Source organism: Lysinibacillus sp. A1, assembly GCF_000801965.1.
Taxonomy (GTDB): Bacteria; Bacillota; Bacilli; order Bacillales_A; family Planococcaceae; genus Lysinibacillus; species Lysinibacillus fusiformis.
Genome location: NZ_JSZM01000009.1, coordinates 15,616 through 38,741, shown reverse-complemented (window position 1 = coordinate 38,741; position 23,126 = coordinate 15,616). Strand labels below are relative to the sequence as shown.

Annotated in this window: 27 protein-coding genes; 4 read left to right on the top strand and 23 right to left on the bottom strand. The window is 39.7% G+C overall.

All coding sequences use genetic code 11. The features are described from left to right. Nucleotides 1–28: 28 nt before the first annotated feature. From panD to panB, 3 genes are read right to left on the bottom strand one after another with little or no spacing between them, the layout of a single operon-like run. The gene (gene panD, locus PI85_RS06555) at nt 29–412 is read right to left on the bottom strand and encodes an aspartate 1-decarboxylase (RefSeq protein ID WP_036124618.1); all 384 of its coding nucleotides are present in this window, start codon (nt 410–412) and stop codon (nt 29–31) included. A 2-nt stretch (nt 413–414) separates the two neighbouring features. Beyond that, nucleotides 415–1,269 carry a pantoate--beta-alanine ligase gene (gene panC, locus PI85_RS06550; RefSeq protein WP_036124616.1) on the bottom strand — a complete coding sequence of 285 codons (855 nt, stop codon included), beginning with the start codon at nt 1,267–1,269 and terminating at the stop codon, nt 415–417. Then, entirely contained in the window at nt 1,266–2,105 is an 840-nt protein-coding gene (gene panB / locus PI85_RS06545; RefSeq protein ID WP_036124614.1) for a 3-methyl-2-oxobutanoate hydroxymethyltransferase, read from the bottom strand. Before panB ends, panC begins: the two co-directional genes overlap by 4 nt. Before the next feature lie 419 nt (nt 2,106–2,524). On the opposite strand from panB, the gene PI85_RS06540 reads away from it, so the two are divergent. Genes PI85_RS06540 through PI85_RS06530 form a run of 3 tightly spaced genes read left to right on the top strand, consistent with a single transcriptional unit; the run spans nt 2,525 to nt 4,277 of the window. Next, a complete protein-coding gene (locus tag PI85_RS06540) occupies nt 2,525–2,845 on the top strand; it encodes a PadR family transcriptional regulator (protein WP_008181900.1) in 321 nt (106 codons plus the stop codon). Next, nucleotides 2,838–3,440 (top strand): DUF1700 domain-containing protein, encoded by a 603-nt coding sequence (locus PI85_RS06535; protein ID WP_036124612.1) that lies wholly within the window; start codon nt 2,838–2,840, stop codon nt 3,438–3,440. Before PI85_RS06540 ends, PI85_RS06535 begins: the two co-directional genes overlap by 8 nt. Further along, entirely contained in the window at nt 3,441–4,277 is an 837-nt protein-coding gene (locus PI85_RS06530; protein ID WP_036124611.1) for a DUF4097 family beta strand repeat-containing protein, read from the top strand. It abuts the gene before it with no gap. A gap of 53 nt (nt 4,278–4,330) precedes the next feature. Here the strand turns inward: PI85_RS06530 and PI85_RS06525 are convergent, their stop codons facing one another. The 6 genes from PI85_RS06525 to PI85_RS06500 all read right to left on the bottom strand — a co-directional run bounded on the left by PI85_RS06525 (nt 4,331) and on the right by PI85_RS06500 (nt 9,358). Next, complete coding sequence (locus tag PI85_RS06525) at nt 4,331–5,314, bottom strand: biotin--[acetyl-CoA-carboxylase] ligase (protein WP_036124609.1); 984 nt, start codon at nt 5,312–5,314, stop codon at nt 4,331–4,333. A 143-nt stretch (nt 5,315–5,457) separates the two neighbouring features. Further along, entirely contained in the window at nt 5,458–6,636 is a 1,179-nt protein-coding gene (locus tag PI85_RS06520; protein WP_036124607.1) for a CCA tRNA nucleotidyltransferase, read from the bottom strand. Further along, a complete protein-coding gene (gene bshA / locus PI85_RS06515; protein ID WP_036124605.1) occupies nt 6,623–7,768 on the bottom strand; it encodes an N-acetyl-alpha-D-glucosaminyl L-malate synthase BshA in 1,146 nt (381 codons plus the stop codon). Before bshA ends, PI85_RS06520 begins: the two co-directional genes overlap by 14 nt. A gap of 33 nt (nt 7,769–7,801) precedes the next feature. Continuing rightward, a complete protein-coding gene (mgsA, locus tag PI85_RS06510) occupies nt 7,802–8,206 on the bottom strand; it encodes a methylglyoxal synthase (RefSeq protein ID WP_036124603.1) in 405 nt (134 codons plus the stop codon). Between the two features lie 19 nt (nt 8,207–8,225). Then, nucleotides 8,226–9,023, bottom strand: a complete 798-nt coding sequence (dapB, locus tag PI85_RS06505) for a 4-hydroxy-tetrahydrodipicolinate reductase (RefSeq protein ID WP_036124601.1) — start codon at nt 9,021–9,023, stop codon at nt 8,226–8,228. Continuing rightward, nucleotides 9,023–9,358 carry a nucleotide pyrophosphohydrolase gene (locus PI85_RS06500; RefSeq protein ID WP_036124599.1) on the bottom strand — a complete coding sequence of 112 codons (336 nt, stop codon included), beginning with the start codon at nt 9,356–9,358 and terminating at the stop codon, nt 9,023–9,025. Before PI85_RS06500 ends, dapB begins: the two co-directional genes overlap by 1 nt. A gap of 115 nt (nt 9,359–9,473) precedes the next feature. Between PI85_RS06500 and PI85_RS06495 the strand changes: the two genes are divergently transcribed. Then, on the top strand, nt 9,474–10,343 hold the full coding sequence (locus tag PI85_RS06495) for a YitT family protein (protein ID WP_008181565.1): 870 nt from the start codon (nt 9,474–9,476) through the stop codon (nt 10,341–10,343). Nucleotides 10,344–10,397: 54 nt separating this feature from the next. On the opposite strand, the gene PI85_RS06490 is transcribed toward PI85_RS06495, so the two are convergent. From PI85_RS06490 to aroC, 14 genes are all read right to left on the bottom strand, one after another. Continuing rightward, the gene (locus PI85_RS06490; RefSeq protein WP_008181566.1) at nt 10,398–11,072 is read right to left on the bottom strand and encodes a zinc metallopeptidase; all 675 of its coding nucleotides are present in this window, start codon (nt 11,070–11,072) and stop codon (nt 10,398–10,400) included. A gap of 60 nt (nt 11,073–11,132) precedes the next feature. Continuing rightward, entirely contained in the window at nt 11,133–11,729 is a 597-nt protein-coding gene (locus PI85_RS06485) for a DUF1405 domain-containing protein (RefSeq protein WP_008181568.1), read from the bottom strand. 242 nt (nt 11,730–11,971) lie between these two features. Continuing rightward, the gene (locus PI85_RS06480) at nt 11,972–12,739 is read right to left on the bottom strand and encodes a menaquinol-cytochrome c reductase cytochrome b/c subunit (RefSeq protein WP_004232669.1); all 768 of its coding nucleotides are present in this window, start codon (nt 12,737–12,739) and stop codon (nt 11,972–11,974) included. A gap of 41 nt (nt 12,740–12,780) precedes the next feature. Continuing rightward, nucleotides 12,781–13,455: a menaquinol-cytochrome c reductase cytochrome b subunit gene (gene qcrB, locus PI85_RS06475; RefSeq protein ID WP_008181573.1), complete on the bottom strand. Its 675-nt coding sequence runs from the start codon at nt 13,453–13,455 to the stop codon at nt 12,781–12,783. A gap of 19 nt (nt 13,456–13,474) precedes the next feature. Next, nucleotides 13,475–13,981 (bottom strand): ubiquinol-cytochrome c reductase iron-sulfur subunit, encoded by a 507-nt coding sequence (locus tag PI85_RS06470; protein ID WP_025114703.1) that lies wholly within the window; start codon nt 13,979–13,981, stop codon nt 13,475–13,477. Nucleotides 13,982–14,135: 154 nt separating this feature from the next. Next, a complete protein-coding gene (locus tag PI85_RS06465; protein WP_036124597.1) occupies nt 14,136–14,585 on the bottom strand; it encodes a DUF2487 family protein in 450 nt (149 codons plus the stop codon). Nucleotides 14,586–14,731: 146 nt separating this feature from the next. Beyond that, on the bottom strand, nt 14,732–15,289 hold the full coding sequence (locus tag PI85_RS06460; RefSeq protein ID WP_008181956.1) for a ReoY family proteolytic degradation factor: 558 nt from the start codon (nt 15,287–15,289) through the stop codon (nt 14,732–14,734). Between the two features lie 14 nt (nt 15,290–15,303). Next, nucleotides 15,304–16,572, bottom strand: coding sequence for a tetratricopeptide repeat protein (locus PI85_RS06455; RefSeq protein ID WP_080709379.1), 1,269 nt, complete (start codon nt 16,570–16,572; stop codon nt 15,304–15,306). A 96-nt stretch (nt 16,573–16,668) separates the two neighbouring features. Continuing rightward, nucleotides 16,669–17,955 carry a 3-phosphoshikimate 1-carboxyvinyltransferase gene (gene aroA, locus PI85_RS06450; protein WP_036124595.1) on the bottom strand — a complete coding sequence of 429 codons (1,287 nt, stop codon included), beginning with the start codon at nt 17,953–17,955 and terminating at the stop codon, nt 16,669–16,671. 56 nt (nt 17,956–18,011) lie between these two features. After that, complete coding sequence (locus PI85_RS06445) at nt 18,012–19,109, bottom strand: prephenate dehydrogenase (protein ID WP_036124593.1); 1,098 nt, start codon at nt 19,107–19,109, stop codon at nt 18,012–18,014. Further along, nucleotides 19,106–20,206, bottom strand: coding sequence for a histidinol-phosphate transaminase (gene hisC / locus PI85_RS06440; protein WP_036124591.1), 1,101 nt, complete (start codon nt 20,204–20,206; stop codon nt 19,106–19,108). Before hisC ends, PI85_RS06445 begins: the two co-directional genes overlap by 4 nt. 18 nt (nt 20,207–20,224) lie before the next feature. Further along, a complete protein-coding gene (gene aroH / locus PI85_RS06435) occupies nt 20,225–20,593 on the bottom strand; it encodes a chorismate mutase (RefSeq protein ID WP_008180391.1) in 369 nt (122 codons plus the stop codon). After that, the gene (gene aroB, locus PI85_RS06430; protein ID WP_036124590.1) at nt 20,590–21,681 is read right to left on the bottom strand and encodes a 3-dehydroquinate synthase; all 1,092 of its coding nucleotides are present in this window, start codon (nt 21,679–21,681) and stop codon (nt 20,590–20,592) included. Before aroB ends, aroH begins: the two co-directional genes overlap by 4 nt. A 3-nt stretch (nt 21,682–21,684) precedes the next feature. Continuing rightward, on the bottom strand, nt 21,685–22,866 hold the full coding sequence (gene aroC, locus PI85_RS06425) for a chorismate synthase (RefSeq protein ID WP_036124588.1): 1,182 nt from the start codon (nt 22,864–22,866) through the stop codon (nt 21,685–21,687). Nucleotides 22,867–23,126: the final 260 nt, after the last annotated feature.

Here is a 23,126-nt window from a genome sequence, read left to right as displayed (position 1 = left end):
ATTGTTGATTCTGGACCATTCTCTTGTCTTACATCACTGTTGCTTCGGGTTCATAGGAAATCATTTCTTTAATCGTATTACCTGCTCCCATAATGGCCACAGTCGGTTTATGATTCTTTGCCTCATCATTATCCACATACGCATAGGAAATTATAATGACAATATCGCCACGCTGTACGAGTCTTGCGGCCGCTCCATTCACACAAATTACACCTGAACCACGCTCACCTGCAATAATATACGTTTCAAAACGAGCGCCATTATTATTATTAACAACATGTACCTTTTCGTTTGGCAGCATACCGACTGCATCTAAAATATCCTTATCGATTGTTATAGAGCCCACATAATTTAAATCCGCCTGCGTCACTGTTGCACGGTGGATTTTACTATTCATCATCATTCGTAACATATTTATAGTCCCTCTTTCACAGTAAAGATACTATTATCAATTAAGCGAGTCTGCCCAATATACACAGCAGCTGCCAACAATACTTGTTGTGTCGTTTCAGTCACTGGTATCAAATCTGGGTAGGCTAATAATTCGATATAGTCAATTCGGCCATGAGTTCGTGCCTGAATATGGGCTTTGGCCTTTGCTAATGCGTGCCCAACCTCTCCAGTCGCTAAAAAGCTATCCTGAGCCAATTGTAGTGCTTCATGTATGGCAGGAGCCTCTTCTCTTTCCGATTCGCTTAGATAAATGTTGCGAGAAGACTTCGCTAGCCCATCTTCCTCACGAACGATTGGTACAACACGCATTTCTAACGGAAAATTAAAATCACGTACCATTGTTGTAATAATGGCCACTTGCTGGGCATCTTTTTGGCCGAAATAGGCTCTTGTTGGAAGCGTAAGGTGGAATAGTTTAGCTACAACCTGTAACACACCATTAAAATGACCTGGACGACTGGCGCCACAAAGAATCATAGCCTGTTCACCAGCATGGATACGAATTCCGCCATCCTGTGGATACATTTCTTCTACACTTGGAGCGAAGATAAGATCAACACCGACAGACTCTGCCAACGCAATATCTCTTGGCAAATCCCGTGGGTAACTTTCAAAATCTTCATTTGGCCCAAATTGAGTGGGGTTAACGAATATACTCATAACAACTAAATCATTTTCTGCACGTGCTGTTTGAGCCAATGTTAAATGGCCTTCATGTAAATAGCCCATAGTTGGAACAAGGCCAATAGTTTTATGGGCTTGTTTTGCTGCCTGAATTTCAGCTGTTAATGCTTGTATCGTTGTGATGACTTTCATGATTTGACGCCCCCATATAGCTGGTCGAGAGCATCCTCTTTCATTGTGAAGAAATGCTTTTGAGCTGGGAAAGTACCCGCTTTGACTGCTTCCACATAGCGAACCATTCCTTCACTTGCCTCTTTCCCCATATCCGCAAATTGTTGAACAAACTTTGGCACATGGTGTGACCCATAGCTTAGCATGTCATGATAAACTAACACTTGGCCATCTGCTTCGACTCCCGCTCCAATACCTATTGTTGGAATAACAAGACTAGCAGACATCATTTCTGTTAGCTGATGTGGGATACATTCTAAAACGACCGCACATGCACCAGCCTCTTCACACTGCTTGGCATCCTCAATCAACTGCGTTGCCTGTTCTGCCGTTTTCCCCTGCACCTTATAGCCACCAAGTACTCCTGCTGATTGTGGCAGCAAGCCTAAATGAGCAACCACTGGAATTCCTGCAGCTGTTAGCTTTCGAATGACCGGAATGACATCACCAGCCCCTTCCACTTTTAAAGCGTCAGCACCTGTTTCTTGCATCATATAAATGGCTGTTTTCAATGTTTCATTGACATCACCATGATAGGAACCAAATGGCATATCCACTACAACAAAAGTGTCCTTTGCACCACGTCGCGTTGCTTTCGCATGATGAATCATATCTGCTACCGTCACTGGCATTGTAGAATCATAGCCAAGGACAACCATTCCAAGTGAATCCCCTACAAGAATCATGTCTACATTAGCAGCCTCTGCAAATGTAGCGGCTGGATAATCATAGGCAGTCACCATCACAATTTTCTCGCCTGCCGCTTTCATCTTTAAAAAATCTGTTGTCGTTCTCATTTTGTAGTCCTCCTTTTTAAGGGAAGAAAACAGAAAAACCCCTCGGTTCCAAAATGGACAGAAGGGTTGTGATTCGTTCGTTAGCAAAAAGCCCCTGCATAACTCAGCAAGAGGTACTAGCTTCACTTAGAAAGTAAGCTACTTTTTGAACGCATTGTTTTCTTCCGTCCCTGTCATAAAGATCAAGGCAGATATTTGTTAGTATGTGATCTTACGTTTTGAAGGTGCCGTTCACAATGGATACTGCCCTTCAGCACATACTATAACAATAAAACTTGTAATCTTCAAATGTTATTTTCTAATAGTAAAAACATTTATTTATAAAATTTGACAATCAATGCTATACGTCATATACTATCCACATACTATATGGCATATAATATAAAATGAAGTATAAGTAATGAATGTGAGGTGGAAAGATGACATTTCAGCTTGGCTCAGCTTTACTGGATGCTTGTGTATTGGCCATTGTTGACAAAGAGGATGCTTATGGCTATTCCTTAACGCAGCAAGTACAATCAGTCATGGATATTTCAGAGTCTACATTGTACCCCGTATTACGTCGCTTACAAAAAGCAGATTACTTAACTACCTACGATCAGCCCTATCAAGGTAGAAATAGACGCTATTATCAAATTACAGAGCATGGCCGTATACGCTTATTGGAGCTTTTAAAAGAATGGCGTGTCTATAAGGAAAAGGTTGATTGTGTACTTTTAGGAGGGAATATAGATGGATAGAGCTAGTTATTTGAAAAAGCTACGAGGGAAATTACGGCGCCTTCCTGCGCAAGAGCTGGACGCTGCTCTTGCCTATTATGAAGAATACTTTGATGAAGCAGGAGAGAATAATGAGCAACAGGTTATTTCAGAACTAGGCTCCCCTTCTCATGTTGCCTCACAAATATTGGCTGATTTTGCCTTAAAGGATTTAGAAAACACTTCAGAGAAATCAACCAAAAAGAATATGACAGCTTTATGGCTTATTATTCTTGCTATACTTTCTGCACCACTTTCTTTACCACTTCTTGCAACAGCTATCGCCCTTATATTATCATTTGGTGCTGTCATTATTAGTTTGATTTTTGCGATTGGAGCAGGTATTTTAAGTATTTTTATTGGGGGAATTGCAGCCCTTATTTCAGGCATCTTTATTTTAACAGAGCATTGGCCAACCGCCTTATTATTTATGGGTATTGGCTTAATCATTACAGGGTTGAGTGTCTTACTCTTTCCATTTGTTGCCCGTTTTATTAAGAAAACCGTCCTTCTCTCTGTAGAAACATTGGGCAGATTGTTCCACAAAATAACGAAAACAAGGAAAGGGGGCTTGTAAATGGCTTCTAAAAATTCCCTTATTGCCATGACCATAATTGCGTTAGGTATTTTACTAGCATTGGTCGGCTATTTTTCAGGCGGTCGATGGTTCATTATCAAAGATGAGGATGGCATTCACGTGCCAGGAAGCAATAAACTAGTTAGTGAATCGTATAACCTAGATAAGTTTACTAGTATAAATATAGCGAATGATTATGGGGATATTACCGTTGTCGCCACTGAAGACCAATATAAACTAGAAACGAATGTACTCGAACAACAAGACGTCTCATATCGTATTGAAAATGGAACTTTACAGGTAGAAACAAAGGCTAAGAAAAAAAATGGGTTTGAATTTGGCTTCTCTAGCTTTTCTTCTCCCTCTATCAAAATCTATGTTCCAGCAAATACTAACCTCAAGACGATTGTAATAGATAGTGATTTTGGCGATACAACCCTTCGTAGTTTGCATTATCAACAGCTGAATCTGATGCAAAATTACGGAGATATTACCTTCAACAACATAACTGGAGAAAACACAGAGATTACACAAGACTTTGGTGATTTAACTTTCAAGCAATATTCTAGTAATGGTGTAAACATCGAAAGTGAGCATGGTGATATTCATATTGCTGGAACTTTAAATGGGACATCAACTATTACATCTAGCTTTGGAGATGCAACGCTTCACTTACAAAATAAACAAAGTGATCTTGGTTATGAAGTAAAAACAAGTTTTGGCGATATAACGGTTAATGGCACAGAAGAAAGTGGCACAATCACTCAGCTTTATAAAAGTGATGACCAGCTAAATGTTTCTTTATCGCATGGTGATGTCAATGTTTCACTCCAATAATAATAATTGAAGTCATCAAAAAAGCTGCAGGTACGCACCTTGCAGCTTCTTTTTTATAGTATTTTGATATCTCCTGCATAAATGGTGCGGACCAATCCATCATCTTGTGTAAGCTGTAGCACCCCATCATCTGTAATTCCACTAGCAATTCCTTCAAAGCGCTCTCGTATTGTCGTTACCTCAATACGTTGACCAATTGTACAAGACAGCTGTTCCCATAGAATTTTCATACTAACAAAGCCTTCTTCGATATATAGCTCTGTAAATTGCTCTAGATACTGTAAAATTAAGGCTACAAGTGCCGCACGATTAATTTCTTCTCCTGCTTCTAATCGTAGGGAAGTAGCAATATCTGCAATTTCCGGTGAAAAATCAGCCGCCTCCTGGTTAGCATTTATTCCAATGCCAACTAGCAATGCCTGTACCAGATCTGCCTCCGCCTGCATTTCCGTCAAAATACCTGTACATTTTTTACCATTAATTAATAGATCATTTGGCCATTTAATAGCTGGCTCAATATCGCTATATAGTGTTTTAATGGCCATAGTGACAGCGACTGCTACAACAAGCGTAAAAGAGGATGCCTGTTGAGGTGTGACATCCGGTCGAACGATAACGGTCATCCAAATACCACTACCATGAACTGATTCCCATGGACGAGCCATCCGACCGCGTCCTGCTGTTTGCTCTTCACCAATAATGACTGTGCCATGTGGTGCGCCTTCCTGTGCCAGCTTATGGGCAATCGTTTGGGTTGAATCTACGACATCGAAATAATGAATTTCTCTTCCGAAATGCTCTGTTTTTAAAAAAAGTTCAATTTGAGTGGGACTTAAACTATTTGGTACACCCGTTAATACATATCCTTTTTTCTTTATTGTTTCAAATGTGTAGCCCTCTTCTTGTAACGTCTGCATATGTTTCCAGACAGCGGTCCTTGAGACGCCAAGAGAATCCGCTAATTCTTGACCTGAAACCGCTTCTCCATTGGCAGCTAGTATTCTTTTTAAAATTTCATCTTTCATGGACATTGTCATGTTCACATCAATCCTTTTGTAAACTCTGCTTTTTATGTAACTAAATTTAATCATACTGTAAATCAACTGAAATGACCATCAGTGATATAAAAAACAAGCCGTCCCACACTTTCCTGAGATGGCTTGTTGTAAGGTATATATACTCATGTTTCATGGAAATAGTTGTGATCAAGCCAGTTTTTTATTTGCTGTCGATCATTTGCTAGCTCATTATGAAGTATTGCTTCCAGTATGTCCTCTAGTACTTCTTTTACCCAAGGGCCTCCTTTTTTGCCAGACCATTTAAGTAAATCCGCCCCATTCACTGCAACTTCTTGCTTTTGTCGAATCGGCAGCTTGTCCTGCAATATACGAATAGGCTCGCTTGGTAAACAAACGTCCGCTTGGAGCAGTTTTGCAAAATATATCGCTGCTTCCAGCTCCTGTTTTTCGTAGGTAAAATAATGGGAGTTTGTCCAGCCACTTTTTAACGCTTCATATGCTGTCAAAACAGATTTAACAAACGCCATTTCTTTGTTGGACAATCGATAATCCCGCAAAATCTCGCGCCAGTTTGCTCCTTGAAGTAGTGCAAAATAGGCCCAGCCTACATGCTTGTCCTCAGTCTGAAATTCATACCAGCGCTCAGCCTGAAAACTTCCTTGTAAATACGCTGCCAAGCCACTTTCCTCTAATTTTTGTAGGCCACTAAAAACAGTCGTTCCTAGCCATAGCTTATCTAGCTCTGCCTTGATTCGCTCTTTCGCAATAAAAGCGATATCGGCCGCTCTATTTTGTATCGCCATCAATGTATCTTCCGCTATTGTGAAATCAAGCTGCGCTGAAAAACGGATTGCTCGTAACATACGCAAGGCGTCCTCAGCAAAGCGTTTTTTAGCATCTCCAACAGCTCGAATAATACGAAGATCAATATCTTGGCGACCACCATAATAATCAACAAAAGAGCCATCACGTCGCATAGCGATGGCATTCATTGTAAAATCACGGCGTTGTAAATCGTCTTGTAGAGAGCGAACGAATTGCACTTTATCTGGTCTTCGATGGTCTGTATATTCCCCATCTGTACGATAAGTAGTTACTTCAACTGGCCCAGCAGGTACGATAACAAGTACCGTCCCATGCTGAATTCCAATATCAACTGTCCGTTGAAAAACTGTTTTTACCTCTTCAGGCAACGCATTTGTCGCTACATCGACATCATGTGCAGGACGATTCAGTAAAGCATCTCTAACAGCTCCGCCAACAATAACCGCCTCAAAGCCCGCTTGTTCTAATTGTTCTATTACTGAATAGGCTGTTTGCCATTCTTTATTGTTTTGCATGATTTCTTTCCGCAACCTTCTCGTACAGATTTTCGTATTGTTCTACAATTTTGGACGAGTGGAATTTGTCACTGACTGAATGAATGGCCGCTTCTCTGAAACGCAGTAATTTTTCCTCATCTTGTAATAACTGAACAGCATATTCAGCAACGGCTTCCGTATCTCCTAATTCCACAATAAAACCGTCCACGCCATGTTCAATGACTTCCGGGATACCTCCTACATTTGTTCCAATACAAGGCACTCCACAAGCCATTGCCTCTAATAAAACCAATCCAAACGATTCCTGCTGAGAAAGTAACAGCTTTAGGTCACTAATTGCATATAGTTCAGCTAAATTTTCTTGCTTCCCTAAAAATAGAACATCCTTCATATATGGACTTTCCTTTACTTGGTCCATTACACGATGCTTTTCTGGCCCATCACCGACTAATAAGAGTTTCGCCTTCACATTAGTACGGATTTTCATAAAGGCATCAATGATATGCGGAAGATTCTTGATTTTACGGAAGTTAGAGACATGGATGAGGACTTTTTCATCTTCTTGAATACCAAATTGCTCTTTTAGGTTTCCTGAATTACGAGGGAAGTACTCACGTTCATCCACAAAGTTATAAATTGTTTCAATGGGCTTAACTGTATCAATTAATTCATAAGTTTGTTCTTTTAATGCGTGTGACACGGTCGTCACAATATCAGATTTATCAATCCCATACTTAATGGCCTGTGAAAGCGTAGAATCCTGCCCAAGCACCGATATATCTGTGCCATGAAGTGTTGTAACGATGCCAATATCTCGCCCACTCATTTCACGTGCTAACACAGCACATACTGCATGTGGGATTGCGTAATGCACATGCAACACATCCAACTCTTCATCCTTGATGACGTCTGCCATTTTACTCGCTAATGCAATATCGTATGGTGAATATTGAAACACTGAATAATTATTAACTTCGACTTCATGGAAAAAGACGGTTGGATAAATTTTATTCAATCGAAATGGTACGCTTGAGGTAATGAAATGAATTTCATGTCCTCTTTCTGCAAGCATTTTGCCTAATTCTGTTGCTATTACACCAGAGCCTCCAACTGTTGGATAACAGGTAATGCCGATTTTTAGCTTTTTCATTCGATGATCATCCTTTCTAAATCACGTCTTTTATTAGTTACGTCTTTCTTGTATCAGTCTCCAATCCACAAAGCCTTCTTGTAGGCCCTTTAATAATATTTCTGCTGTCCCCATATTTGTCGCCAGCGGCACTTGGTAAACATCACAAAGACGGATAAGTGCAGAAACATCTGGCTCATGTGGTTGTGCTGTTAATGGATCACGGAAAAAAATAACCATATCCATATCATTGTTGGCAATCATTGCGCCAATTTGTTGGTCGCCACCAAGTGGGCCTGAGCGAAAACGTGTTACCTCTAAACTAGTGGCTTCAATGACACGCTGTCCTGTTGTACCGGTAGCATAAAGTGAATGTTCAAGCAAAATTTCTTTGTAAGCAATAGCAAACTGTACTAAATTATCTTTTTTACGATCATGTGCAATCAATGCGATTTTCATATAGCTTCCATCCCAATCTTTAGATGATGTTTTCTAAACCATAAACAAGCTGATCCATTTTCATAACCTCTTCTACACAAAAGGCAATGCCTGACATAAAAGAATTTCGATTCAATGAATCATGGCGAATCGTTAAAAGCTGCCCATCTCCACCAAATAATACTTGCTGGTGTGCCACTAAACCAGGTAAGCGAACAGAGTGAATGCGCATGCCATCAAAATCTCCACCTCTTGCACCTTCTATGGTTTCTTTTTCTTCTGGATGCCCCTGAGTCTTTTGCGTACGTACCTCTTGAATTAATTGAGCCGTTTTCACTGCTGTTCCAGATGGTGCATCCAGTTTTTGATCATGATGCATTTCAATAATTTCTACATCTGGTAAGTATTTGGCCGCTTCTTTCGCAAATTTCATCATCAGGATAGCGCCAATCGCAAAGTTTGGTGCAATAATGCAGCCCAACTCTTTTTCTTTAGCAATGGTTGATAATTCTTCTAGTTGTGCATCAGTAAATCCTGTTGTACCAATTACAGGTCGTACATTTAAATTCAATGCTTCTTTAGTATGATTATATACAGCATGTGGGTTCGTTAAATCCACTAACACGTCTGGAGAAGTTGCTTCTACAAGATCATGCATTTCCGTAAATACAGGTACTGTATAGCTCGCTGGGAACATGTCTAAATCAGCTAATGTTCTTCCTACTTCCTTATAATCTAGTACAGCTACTAATTCCATTTTGTCATGTTTCATGACCGTATGTACAGCCTCAGCCCCCATTTTTCCTCTTGCTCCTGCAATAGCTACACGAATCGACATCATTCTTCATCCTTTCTCGTCCAACGATCCTTATCCCTTGTTTCAAATTTATGTATGACTCTTAATAGAGCTTCATCTAATTTAATGCCCTGAGCATTGGCAAAGCATATTAAAACAAAGAAAAAGTCACCAAGCTCTTCTTCAATACTGTTTATTTCCTCTGTATTCTTTTTCTTTTTTTGTCCATATACATCCTGAACCTCGCGAGATAGCTCTCCTAATTCCTCTGTTAAACGAGCTAGCAGTTCAAATGGTGGGAAATATCCTTCTTTAAATTGTCCTATATAATTATCAACACGTTGTTGTAATGCTTGCATAGTTAGTTGATCGGTCATTTAAATCACACTCCTATTTACCATCCTATATAATTTACACCGTTGTTGTCAAAACCAATAAAATGTCAGATAATAGATATCACTACTTCATTTGTTTGGAACTACAGGAGGTCAAATGTTAAAACAGATTAAAATACGTAATATTATCGCAATAATGCTCGGAGCAGCCATTTTTAGCTTCGGCTTTGTTCACTTCAACATTCAAAATCAGCTAGGTGAAGGTGGACTAAGTGGAATTACACTCATACTATACTTTACATTAGGATGGGACCCCGCCTTAATGAACCTATTATTAAATATTCCCATGTTTATAATTGGTTATCGATTACTCGGAAAGAAATCTTTTGTCTATACGCTTGTTGGCACTTTATCTGTTTCTCTTTTTCTAAAGATTTTCCAGAAATATCAGTTTACCATTCATTTAGAAGATGACATGTTACTCGTTGCTCTGTTCGCGGGTATATTCGTCGGTCTTGGCCTAGGAATTGTCTTCCGGTTTGGTGGCACTACCGGCGGCGTCGATATTTTGGCACGACTTGGGCATAAATATTTTGGCTGGAGTATGGGTAAAACGATGTTTGTCTTCGACGCCATTGTCATCATCCTTTCATGGCTTACATTCTTAGATGCGCGTTCTATGATGTACACATTAGTCGCTGTATTTGTTGGCGCTCGTGTTATTGACTTTGTACAGGAAGGTGCCTATGCAGCGCGTGGTGCTCTCATTATATCCGAGAAGTCAGGTGTTATTGCGGAAACAATCGCCCTACGAATGGAGCGTGGGATCACTATATTAGAAGGTCATGGACACTTTACTAAACAGCCTAAGGAAGTTATTTATTGTGTGATCGGTCGGAACGAAGTTGTACGCCTAAAATCCATTGTTCATGAAGTGGATCCGCACGCTTTCGTTTCTATTATAGAAGTACGTGATGTAGCAGGAGAAGGCTTCACTCTGGATGATCAAAAACAACCGCTTCATTAAGTGTTTGAAGATAAAAAACTTGTTATAGTGGTGTACCACCATAACAAGTTTTTTTTAGTCATCGCTACGCATATTCGTAAAAATTAAAATTAAACGTAATAACTCTAGTACAGCTACTGCTGCGGCTGCTACATATGTTAATGCTGCAGCACTCAATACTTTTCGTGCTGGTCGTTCTTCTTCATTTGTAATAATGCCAAGTGAATTCATTTGAACTAATGCTCGCTTTGAAGCATCAAACTCCACTGGAAGTGTCACTAATTGGAAAACAACACCTGCTGCTAATAATATGATACCTAAAAGCAAGAAATTCGTACTACTTGCAAAAATACCAATCATTACGAAAATCCAAGACGCATTCGAAGAAATATTTGCCACGGGCACTAGCTTACTACGTAATGTAAGCATAGAATAAGCTTCTTTATGTTGGATGGCGTGACCTACCTCATGGGCAGCTACCGCAGCACCTGCAACACTCGCTTCATAAAAGTTACTTTCTGATAAAGCAACTGTTTTGGTTGCCGGATTGTAATGATCAGACAACACACCTTGTGTTGGCACAACTCGTACATCATATAAGCCGTTCGCATCTAAAATCGCACGCGCTACCTCTGCACCTGTTTGGCCTTTCATTGTACGTTGTTTCGCAAATTTATTATACGTGCCTTTTACTTTCATTTGTGCATAAAGTGGCAGCAGCATAATAATAATAAAATAAACAATATACATGCTTGTTGACAATATTCTAACCCCTTTCTACCTCGATACTATAATTCTATAATTTATACCCTAATTCGGCAAATATTTGCGCCACCTAATTGAGAAAATCGCAAGGAGAATACATGCAATTGATAACCAAAATGTAAAGTAGCCAATATAGCTTGTGTACTTGACTAAATCCCCATACATAGGCATCTGTCCAAACACATAGTCAATGACATCATTATGGAGCGTCCAGACAGCTGCTATCACTACATGCCAATAAGTGAATACATATTTCTTCATATATAATATAGCTTGAACTGCCATTGCAAAATGTGAGCCTACTAGCATCCAACCTTGCCAACCGATCGATCCTGTTTCAACTAATGTCCAAATATTCATGACATCAGCCCACAAACCATATTTCACTAATGTTACAAGCGCTAATACTTCCATTAGCGGCCATCTTTTCCCCATAATCCAAGCCATTAACACAAAGCAAAAGAATAAGCTGGCTGTCGGGCTATCAGGAACAAAAATATAAAAAATAGGCTTAGTCATAGCAAGCTGCCATCCATACCAATAATAGCCATAAATTGTGCCTAATAGATTAATAATAAGCAGCGCTATTAAGAATGACTTATGGTTTAGAAGATACCAAAGATTTGCCCGTGTTATTTGCATAAATTCAACTCCTTGCGCTTTACTAATATTTCTTTGTTATGTATAGGGAAGATTTTTATTTCCAAGTGAAATTATTTCCACAACATCAATATGTGCTAATGGATTAAATTCATTCGCTTTTATCTATTTTTCGACATTTTTCGCTAAATTGCTTAGGACAAGGGAACCTTTTCGCCTAGCTTTCAGTCCCAATATTATAACAAGGTCGAAAAAAAAGAGCCAGTTTCCTGACTCTTTTACTATTACTCAGCTTTTAAACTTTCGATAAATTCAGCAAGTTTCTGAAGATCTTCATCTGAACCTGTCCATAATCCTGGTGGCATGTTACCACGACCATTATGAGCAATGTCCTTAATTTCATCAGCTGTTAATCCAGTGTTCATTAGAGATGGTGCACCTGCTCCACCTTCTAATCCTTCACCGTGACATGTAATACATGCTGAACCAGCGTATAGTTTATAACCTTCTGATTCTTTATCGAATTCAACTGTTTCTACGATTGCACCCATAGCTTTTTGAGCTTCCCAGTCGTGGTTAACAACTGACTCCCAAGTTAGGTAGAACATAGCAGCTAGAGTTAATAACATAAACGCTGTCGGTAATGGACGTTTAGATGGACGACGTTCTGGACCCTTGTCTAAAAATGGCATTAATAATAGCGCTCCAAATGCAAGACCTGGAATTACAATTGCTCCAATTACATTGTATGGACCAGAAGCAAATGAGTATTTTAAAAGTTGATACATGAATAAGAAGTACCAGTCCGGTAGCGGTGTATATGCTCTAGTTGGATCTGCCGGCCCTTCAAGTGGTGACGGGTGAGCGACAGTTAATAATAAGTATCCAATTAAAAATACAGCACCTACCATCCATTCCTTCAGTAAGAAGTTCGGCCAGAAAGCTTCCGTCTTACCTGGATATTCGGAATAATCCTTTGGAACATTCGGCATTCTGTGATTCGCTTTAATACGAGAATCGCCGACAAATTTCATTCCTTTTCCGCGATGCATAGTGTCCCCTCCTTTTAAAGATCATCGAACCGTCAAGACAATTACAACGGTCCTGAAATTCCTTGACGACGAATCATGATAAAGTGTGCTGCAAGTAACCCAAACAATACTGCAGGCAAGAAGAATACATGAATCGCAAAGAATCGAGTTAACGTTTGAGCACCAAGAATTGTAGTGTCACCCGCTAATAATACTTTAATCATCGAACCGATAAACGGTACAGATGCTGCAATTTCGATACCTACTTTAGTAGCGAATAATGCTTTCATATCCCATGGTAATAGGTATCCTGTAAAGCCAAGACCCATCATTACACCAAAAATACCTACACCAACCATCCAGTTTAACTCACGAGGTTTCTTATAAGAACCTGTGAAGAATACACGAAGTGTATGTAAGAACATCATTACGATAACTAATGAAGCTCCCCAGTGGTGCATACCGCGCACGATTTCACCAAACGCTACTTCGTTTTGTAAATAATAAACTGATTTCCAGGCATTCACAACGTCTGGTACATAATACATTGTTAGGAACATACCAGAAAGAATTTGAATTACTGTGATGAAGAATGTTAATCCACCGAAGCAGTAAACGAATGCTGAAAAATGATGTGCAGGGTTAACGTGCTCTGGCACTTCGTGGTCGGCAATATCACGCCAAATAGGTGTAATATCTAGGCGTTCATCGACCCAATCATAAATTTTATTTAGCACTGTTGTCGTACCCCCTTACTTATTTAACTAGAGTATTTGCTTTAGCTGGACCAATCATTAAATAGCCATCTTGTTCTTGTACTTCAAATTCATCCAACGGACCTAGAGGCGGTGTACCTGCAATGTTTTTCCCGTTTTTCTCATAACGTCCTGCGTGACATGGACAGAAGAATTGACCTGGGTGTGCAGAATCTCCATTCCAGTCAACCATACATCCTAAATGCTTACAAACAGGTGAAAGGGCAATGATTTGATCGCCACTTTTATAAACCCAAGCTACATCTGTAACCTGTGATTTGTACCATGCATCCACTTGTTCATATGAAAAGTCAACTTTTACAGGCTCCTCAGTCAAGTCAGCGATTTTATGCTCTGTTTTTACAAAATCTCCACCCTCATGCTTTTGTAGCACAGGATCAATTGCAAAGCGAAGCATTGGCATTAGCATACCTGCCGCCATAAATCCACCTACACCAGTAAGAGTATAACTTAGAAATTGACGACGTGAAACTCGATTATTACTCATTATTTTCCCCCCTCTAACTTAAAGGTCAGTCCAACGGACATACTTTTACAAATAGTAATACTAGGACATATATATGATATATCAAGTCCATAGCTTGGTCAATATAGCATTCTGTGGAAAGCTGGAGAATGTGAACATTTATTGAAACTAATTGTTAAATCTGTGCCCATTTGGTCGAAAGCATCGGAACCACTTGTCGTAATTGATCTTCGAGAATGGATTTTTTCACACCTGCATCCATACTTTCTAACGGAATTGCTGGTAACCAAATAATATTTACTATATCTCCAATATTTGTCCAAGAGTGGTCACAAGTAATGAAGAACACATGCTTAAAGCCAGCATTATGTAATTGTGTTTCAAATTGCTTCGGTAATTCTTCGTTTTTTAAAGAAGTCATATAAGAAAAAGGTGGCATGACTAGTAAACGGCCTTTAAACTGTTGTTCTATGAAAGAAGTTAAAGACATTAGAAAATCTACCTCAGCACCACTTTGTTTCATTTTCTCAGGAGCCAAATCGATGGATATGAGCGGAACTATCGCAGTATCGATGAAATCCTTCTGTCCCAAAAACGATGTCACATCGTTTGCATTAAAGTACATTCAACAAACCTCCTTTGTCGCATAATAAAAAATGCCCTTTTCCACTCTTCAAATAGGATACCCAATTAAAAGTGAAAACAATCATTCATTCACTAGTAATGTTACCATATTGAAGTGGGTAAAGGACATTCAATTTTTACCTATACCTAAGGTAAATTAGCCGTTTCCTTTAATGCTTGTAACAAATTAGACAATTCATAAAAACGTTCTTCATCTCCCTGATCGAGGGCTTCATCAATTTGTGCAAGTAATTTTTCTTCTTGGAATACGAGTAAGCTATTGGAAAGCAGTTCTTCTGCCAGTAAACGATCTTTTTCACTAACTAACAGTGTCTCTGGCATATAAGGGTTTTCTTCTAGAACTGCTAAGTATTGTGCACTTGGTGGTATATTTGGAAAATTCAACTGTATATACATATCTTCTTGCTCGTGTAAGCGTAAATCATGGAAAGACTTTTCAGCGTCTGCTGTCATTACATTGCCTTTATAGAAACGAAAAGGAACACCTGTTGAATCAACTGTTGACATCACCATTGCTCTCGGACAATAGTGAGCTTCTTCCACGAATCGGATTCGCTTTAATAAGTCATCATTGCTAAGTAAGTAATTTAAAATCCAAACACACTCACGACGTTTCAATTGATAATTTTTTAAAAACCATCGAACAAATGCTTTTTTATCAACAACTGATACAGAAGCAGTCATACCCACTCCCTCCTTTACTCAAATTCTAAGGCTTCTAACTTCTCTTGCCATTCTGGTTCACCTGGTTGAATGTTCATTAATTGTTCAAGAACCACTTTCGCCTCTGAACGTTTTCCTTCCTCTAATAAAAAGTACACATATTTTTCTAAAAATGTTGCGTCTTCCTTAAAATCATTATATGCCAAACGGTAAAATTCGTATGCACGGTCGTACAATTCTAAATTTTCATATGCCTCCGCCGCAAATGGGTATAATGTGCTCCATTCAAAATCATTTTGCTGTAGAGTCTCAAATAATTCGATAACATCTTCATTCCGTTCTTGTTGACCTAACACAGAAATTAGTGCTAATACGGCTTCCATATATTCAGGATCTAACGCTATTGCTTCTCGTAAATATTGCTCTGCATCTACTGGCAAACTATTTTTCAATGCCATTTTCCCAGCAAATAAATAGAGTGTTTTATCATATTCATCGCGTTTTAATCCCTCTTGGATTGCCGCATAGGCTTTTTGATTTTCCTCTGTCATCGCATAGCTTTCTGCTAGCAATAGGTAAGCTGAGAAGTAATCAGGATCTAACTCTTTCAATTCCTCTAATTGTTTAATAGCCATCTCGTATTTTTGGGATTGGAAGGCTGAATATGCAGCACCAAATAAAATATCTGGTTTTACCTCATCCTCAAGCGCCTTTAAATAGTAATCCAATGCCGTTTCGTAGGCAGCCCCGGCACGATAAACCTCCGCCAATCGCTCCACAAGATGAATACCAGCAAATTCAGCTTGTTGTTCATATAATTCTTCATACAATCTTGCAGCTTCTAAAAAACGACCTGTTTCAAATAACAGCTCGGCTTTGGCAAAATGCAGTAATGGCTCGTCTGGTAAAATTGCTAGTGCTTCATTTATACGTATTTCAGCTACTTCAAATAACCCCTGCATCTGATAATAATCAGCTAAAACTAATAATGCTTGAGGATATTCTGGTGATGCTTCTTCAATTTCAAGCAATAAATTTAATGCTTCATCTTCATCACCAAGCTCCATTAAAACATTTGCACGATCTATTTTTAACTGTGCCTCTTCTGGGAATAAAAATTGTAAATGCTCCAGAACGCGGTCAGCTTCTTTCATGTACCCATATTGCATAAAAATTTCTGCAAGTGCGTAAATTTCCTCGGGTAGCTCCTTCACTAAAAATGTTTCAAGTAGCTGATCTATTAATGCTAAGTCTCCCTGTTCAAGTGCTTGCATCATTTCAGTCATCGCATTGTTCACAGTCATTCACCTATTCTTTCTTTGATACCTTTATGCTACAAAACATTTACCACCGAAACAAGAAAAAACTCCCCAAAAACTTGGAGAGTCCATCTTCAATTGTTACCTTACTGCCTCAATATGTTCAAAGAATGATGGATACGATACAGCAATACACTGTGCATCATCTAAAGTGACTGAGCCTTCGGTAATTAAAGCAGCCACAGCACCCATCATGCCAATTCGATGATCGCCATATGTTTTGAGACTTGCACCCTTCAATGGTGTTGGCCCTTTAATAATCATACCATCATTTGTTGCTTCGATGTTAGCACCCAGCTTTTTTAATTCTGCTACAACCGCTGTAATACGATCTGTTTCCTTTACTTTTAGTTCTTCGGCATCTTTAATAATCGTTTGACCGTGTGCCTGTGTAGCAAGTAAAGCAAGGATTGGTATTTCATCAATTAAACGAGGAATCAACTCTCCCTCGATTGTTGTACCAGATAAAGTAGACGTTTGAATTTGAATGGTCGCTGTCGGTTCAGCTTGACGATCATCGTTTGGAATCACTGTCATCGTTGCGCCCATTTTTGAAAGAACCTCGATAATTCCATCACGCGTTGGATTAACGCCAACATTTTCAAGAGTTAATTGACTAGTATTGCAAATTGCCCCTGCCACTAAGAAAAAGGCCGCTGACGAGATGTCCCCTGGTACAGAAACATGGGTCCCACTTAATGTTTGTCCACCCTCTAATGAAACGACTCCATCCTTCACTTCGACGTCGGCACCAAATTGACGCAGCATTCGTTCAGTATGATCTCTTGACACTTCTGTTTCTCGAACAATCGTTGTACCCTCAGCACGCAAGCCTGCAAGTAATATAGCGGATTTAACTTGAGCACTAGCTACTGGCATTTTGTAATCAATGGCCTGTAGTTTTGTACCTTGAATGGCTAACGGTGTATATTGACCGTTTGCACGTCCCGTAATATGGGCTCCCATTAGACGCAGTGGATCAATGACGCGTCGCATTGGTCGCTTGCCAATTGATGCATCCCCTGTCATGACTGAATGAACTGTCGAGCCTGCTAAAATTCCAAGCATTAAACGCGTAGTTGTACCAGAGTTACCTGTATACAACACCTCTTTAGGCTCCTGCCAGTTATTCATCCCTGGACTTTCTATCGTTACATTCGTTCCTTCCACCTCAATATGCACACCAAGCTTCTGGAAGCAATCAATGGTACTTAAACAATCTTCCCCAAGTAAAAAACCTTCTACTGTTGTTGTCCCAGTAGCAATGGAACCAAACATCACAGAACGGTGTGAGACCGATTTATCGCCTGGAACAGTTAGTGATCCCTGTATAGATGGCTTATTGTATTGTAAAACTTTTTCACTCATTCATTTTCCCCTCCAATATGAAGACAGAAAGCGCCGTAAAGCCGACGCTTTCTTTTCTATGAAATATACGTTTCAAAATTGGCACGTTTTTGAATACATGCTGCAGCACGTTCACGGTCATTTTCGCTTTGGAAACTAATGACCAAAATACCGAAAACATCCTCTCTTGACTCGACAATTCTTAAATTCGTAATACTTATTGCCTCATCAGCCAGCAAACCTGTTACCTCGGAAATGACACCTGGATAGTCTGGAACATCGACGTATAAGTCAAACGCTGTATACATAGCTCCTGCGCTAATTGGTAATTCATCTCTCAGTTCTTTGGCAATAGAAAAATAGTCTTCAATATCCCGAGAAGTCCCATTCGTCAGCAATTCCTTAATACGGCCCATTTCTTTTTCCCAGCCTTCTAGCTGAGTCAGTAGCTCATCACGATTTTGTAAAGTGATATCTCGCCATAAAACCGGGTTGGAAGAAGCTATACGCGTGACATCACGGAAACCACCCGCGGCAAGGGAGCGAGTCATAGGGTATTCCCCATTCTCCCCTCCTAATTGATGCACAAGGGAAGCTGCAATGACATGTGGGAAATGACTCACCACAGCTGTCATATGGTCATGCTCATTTGCAGAAACACTCACCACTTTTGCATGCGTGAATTTTAATAGGCTTTCCAGCTGTGCCATATGAACAATTTCTTCACCAGCAAGCGGTGTAAGCATATAGTATGCATTTTCAAAAAGATGCGCCTTTGCAGCTAATACGCCACTTTTATGTGAACCTGCCATAGGATGTCCACCAATAAACGTAATGCCAAGTTCACGTAATTCCCCAGCTTTTTGCATAATTAATTTTTTTGTACTTCCTGTATCTGTTACGATGACTTTATTTTTTAATGGCCATGATTTTAATTGCTCCATCCATTCAAGCGTTGCATTAACTGGTGTACCGAAAATAATGATATCGACATCACCTGCAATTACCTGTGGATCCGTCACAGTGTCATGTACAATATTTAAAGCTTGCGCATGCTCACGCGTTTGAGCATCCATGTCATAGCCAAAAATCTTTGTGTCTGGTGCCTTCTGTAAAGCAAGGGCAATGGAGCCACCAATTAATCCCAGCCCAATTACGAGCACATTGCGTGTCATGCAAATACTCCTTGCTCTTTTAATACATTGTCAAGTTGAACTAGCAATGCTGCATTTTGGGCTTCGGTACCGATTGTAACACGGATAAATCCTGGTAATCCTAAAGCATTACCACTGCGCACAATAAAGCCCTTTTTCATAAGCTCTTGGAAAATGACATCACTATCAGCCTTTGTATCAAAGAAAATAAAGTTCGTATCAGATGGGAAGAATTTTAGATTATGTTTTTCACAGAATTCAACATATTGCTTTTTACCATTTTCATTTGCTTCACGACATGCTTCTATATATTCCTGATCACTTAGTGCAATAGCAGCTACAGCTTGGCTTAAACTCGTATTATTAAACGGACCTCTGACCGGATCAAGCTTTTCAATGACAGTTGGCTGTCCAATCGCATAGCCAACTCGGAACGATGCCAAACCATATGCTTTAGAGAATGTACGTAATAAAAGAACATTTGGATATTGATCGATGATTGGTAGCGTATCCTTATGTTCAGGATGCGTCACGTATTCAATGTACGCTTCATCTAATACGACAAGTACATCATTTGGTACCTTGGCAAGGAAGGCACGTAAAGCCGTATCTGGAATTACAACACCAGTAGGATTATTCGGACTACATACCCATACGACAGCTGTTCGATCATCAATTGCAGCCGCCAATGCATCTAGATCATGTGCACCATCTACACAAGCAATTTTACGAATTTCAGCACCTTCAATTTCAGCATTATGCCAGTATTGGGAGAATGATAGATCAGCCATGATAGTATTTACCCCTGGATACAACAATGCACGAGTAATAATAGCAATGATATCGTCAGAGCCGTTACCAAACAGAAGCTGTGTCTCTTGAACGCCTAGATGATTTGCAACAGCTGTACGTAAATTTTGTGCATAGCCATCTGGATAAAGGGCATGATTCACTGCATTATTTTGTAAATATGCTGTCACCTTAGGTGAGCATCCAAATGGATTTTCATTTGATGCCAATTTAATCACTTCTTTTAAGCCATATTCACGTTGCACTTCTTCAATTGGTTTTCCTGGTTTATACGCTTGCATACCGTCCAATTGTTGTTTCCACTTCATCTAAAACATCTCCTCTACTTATTTAGCTTGTGCTAAATCTGGTCTTAATTTCACTGCATCATTGAGATACAAGTGCTTCACGTCTTTTTGTGCTACCTCTACATTTGCATGAATTAATACTCGAATACATAATGGTAGTGCATTCGGCACATCCATTTCATGCGTACACATTACTGGAACATATTGCCACCCTTCCATTAAGCGTACTGCACGAGCAGGAAATGCTGAGGTAATATCCGGCGTAGTAGAAATCAAAATGGAAGCAATGTCATCTATTTCTACATTATTTGCTGCCACAACCTCACGCACTAATCTTGCTGTCTCATCCCATACAAGCTCTGGCTTGTCAGATTCAATTGTAATTGCCCCTCTAAGTCCACGAATCATACAAGCACCTCCGCTAATAACTGTCTATATTCGGCATCTACTTCTTGGCATTCTTCTAAATCAATTGCCCGCACAAATGGTTTACCTATTTTTTCCAATAAAACAAATTGTAGAATGCCATACTCCGTTTTTTTATCTTTCATTAAATAGCTTGTTAATTGTTCAAATGTATAATCATTAACAGCCTCAAAAGGATAGCCATTTTTAACTGCAAATTGTAAAAACGCTTTGGTAAACGAACGGTCTAGCTCCCCATATCGTTCACTCAATAATAAGCAATACACAAGGCCAATCATGACGGCCTCACCATGAGCTACTTTGCCGTAGCCTGCAGCCGCTTCAATCGCATGTCCATATGTATGGCCCAAGTTTAAAAACTTTCGAACAGATTGCTCTGTTTCATCCTCGGCTACAATTTTTGCTTTAACCTCAATCCCTTTTTTTAACTGGCTCGCTAATTCCTGCTGATTAAAATGGATAACGGAATCTGCTGCCATTAATTCCTCTAACCATGCTGGATCAGAAATCATCGCATGTTTGATTAACTCAGCTGTTCCTGAGCGGATTTCGCGTACAGGTAGGGTTTCAGAGAAAACTGTATCGTAAATAACACCTTCTGGCTGATAAAATGCGCCAATCATATTCTTTCCTAATGGATGGTTAATAGCGGTCTTCCCACCTACTGCTGAATCATGCGCCAAAATAGTTGTTGGAATTTGAATAAATGGAACTCCACGCATATAGGTTGCTGCAACAAACCCCGTTAAATCTCCAACAGCCCCGCCACCAAAAGCAAAAATAAATGATTTCCGCGAGCATTTTTGCTCTAGTAAAAAAGTTTGAGCTGCATTATATTGCTCAAAGGTTTTGCATGCTTCGCCACCAGGCAAAATAAACATTTCAAAATCATATGGGAAATTTGCCTTGAAATAGGCTCCCTGTGCCTCCCATACATGAGCATCTGTAAAGACAAACAGTTTATCTGCTTTTTTTAGCTGAACCGCAAATGTTTGAATAGCTTTAGTTAGAAATCGATGGCCAAGTACAACCTCATAATGATGTGATTTTGTTGCAACTGGAACACGCATAAATCAGAACCCCTTCGTATATTGACGATGTTCATCAATTTGAGCTTTTAGTTGTGGTAATTGATCACTATGGAATTGCTCCAAAATAACATTCGCTATTTCCCAGGCAATAACATGCTCAGCTACTACTGATGCTGCTGGTACCGCACAGCTGTCAGAACGCTCAACACTCGCTTTAAATGGCTCTTTTGTTTCGATATCCACACTTTGTAATGGTTTATATAATGTAGGAATTGGCTTCATTACACCGCGTACAACAATTGGCATACCAGTAGACATGCCACCCTCTAAGCCACCAAGTCGATTAGTCGCACGTGTATAGCCTTCTTCTTCAGTCCAAATAATTTCATCATGAACTTCTGAGCCTTTACGACGTGCCATCTCGAAACCAAGTCCAAACTCAACACCTTTAAATGCATTGATAGATAGCATTGCCGCAGCCAACTTAGCATCAAGCTTACGATCATAGTGTACATAAGACCCTACACCTGCTGGCATACCTTCCACAATGACTTCCACAACACCGCCGATAGAATCGCCAGCTTTTTTTGCTTCATCAATCGCTTCTACCATCTTGGCAGAGGCGACAGGATCTACACAATAGCAAGGATCCGCTTCTACGATGGCACGAATTTCATCGACTGTTTTCCCTGCCACTAAGGATGTATCAGCCTTAATTCCAACAATCTCCGTAACATGTGCGACAATGGAAATACCTAATTCATTTAATAAAGCCTTCGCCACTGAGCCAACCGCTACACGTACAGTTGTTTCACGAGCTGAAGAACGCTCTAATACATTTCGTAAATCACGGTGTCCGTATTTCATACCACCAACTAAATCCGCATGACCTGGACGAGGTCGTGAAATTTGACGTTTGATATCCTCAGGATTCACATCTTCTGCTAATGGCTCAGCACCCATAATTTTTGTCCAATGCTTCCAATCATCATTGGTTACAACTAGTGCGACAGGTGATCCAAGTGTTTGTCCATGACGAACGCCAGCGACAATTTCTACTGTATCTGTTTCGATTTGCATGCGTCGTCCACGTCCATGACCTCCTTGACGTCGTTTTAAATCGTGATTAATTTTTTCTGCTGTAATGGGTAAGAGTGACGGTAAACCTTCAATAATAGTTGTTAGTTGGGGGCCGTGTGACTCACCCGCTGTTAAGTAACGCATAAACGCTTTCTCCCTTCAACTCGCTAAAGTATGTATTTTTCACTATAACATATATTCTTTAAAAAAACAGTCCTTTTGCAAATGTCTTTTAAGTTCATTCTATTTACATAACCTAAATGCGAATATTCTGAACGACTTGCATAAAACCTTACTACACTACTGAAGTGAAGTGCTAAAATTTATAAAAAATACGCCTTTGCTTAGGATAAGCGAAAAGCGTACGAATTATCTATGTTAATGCTTTAGTTACTATATGTACA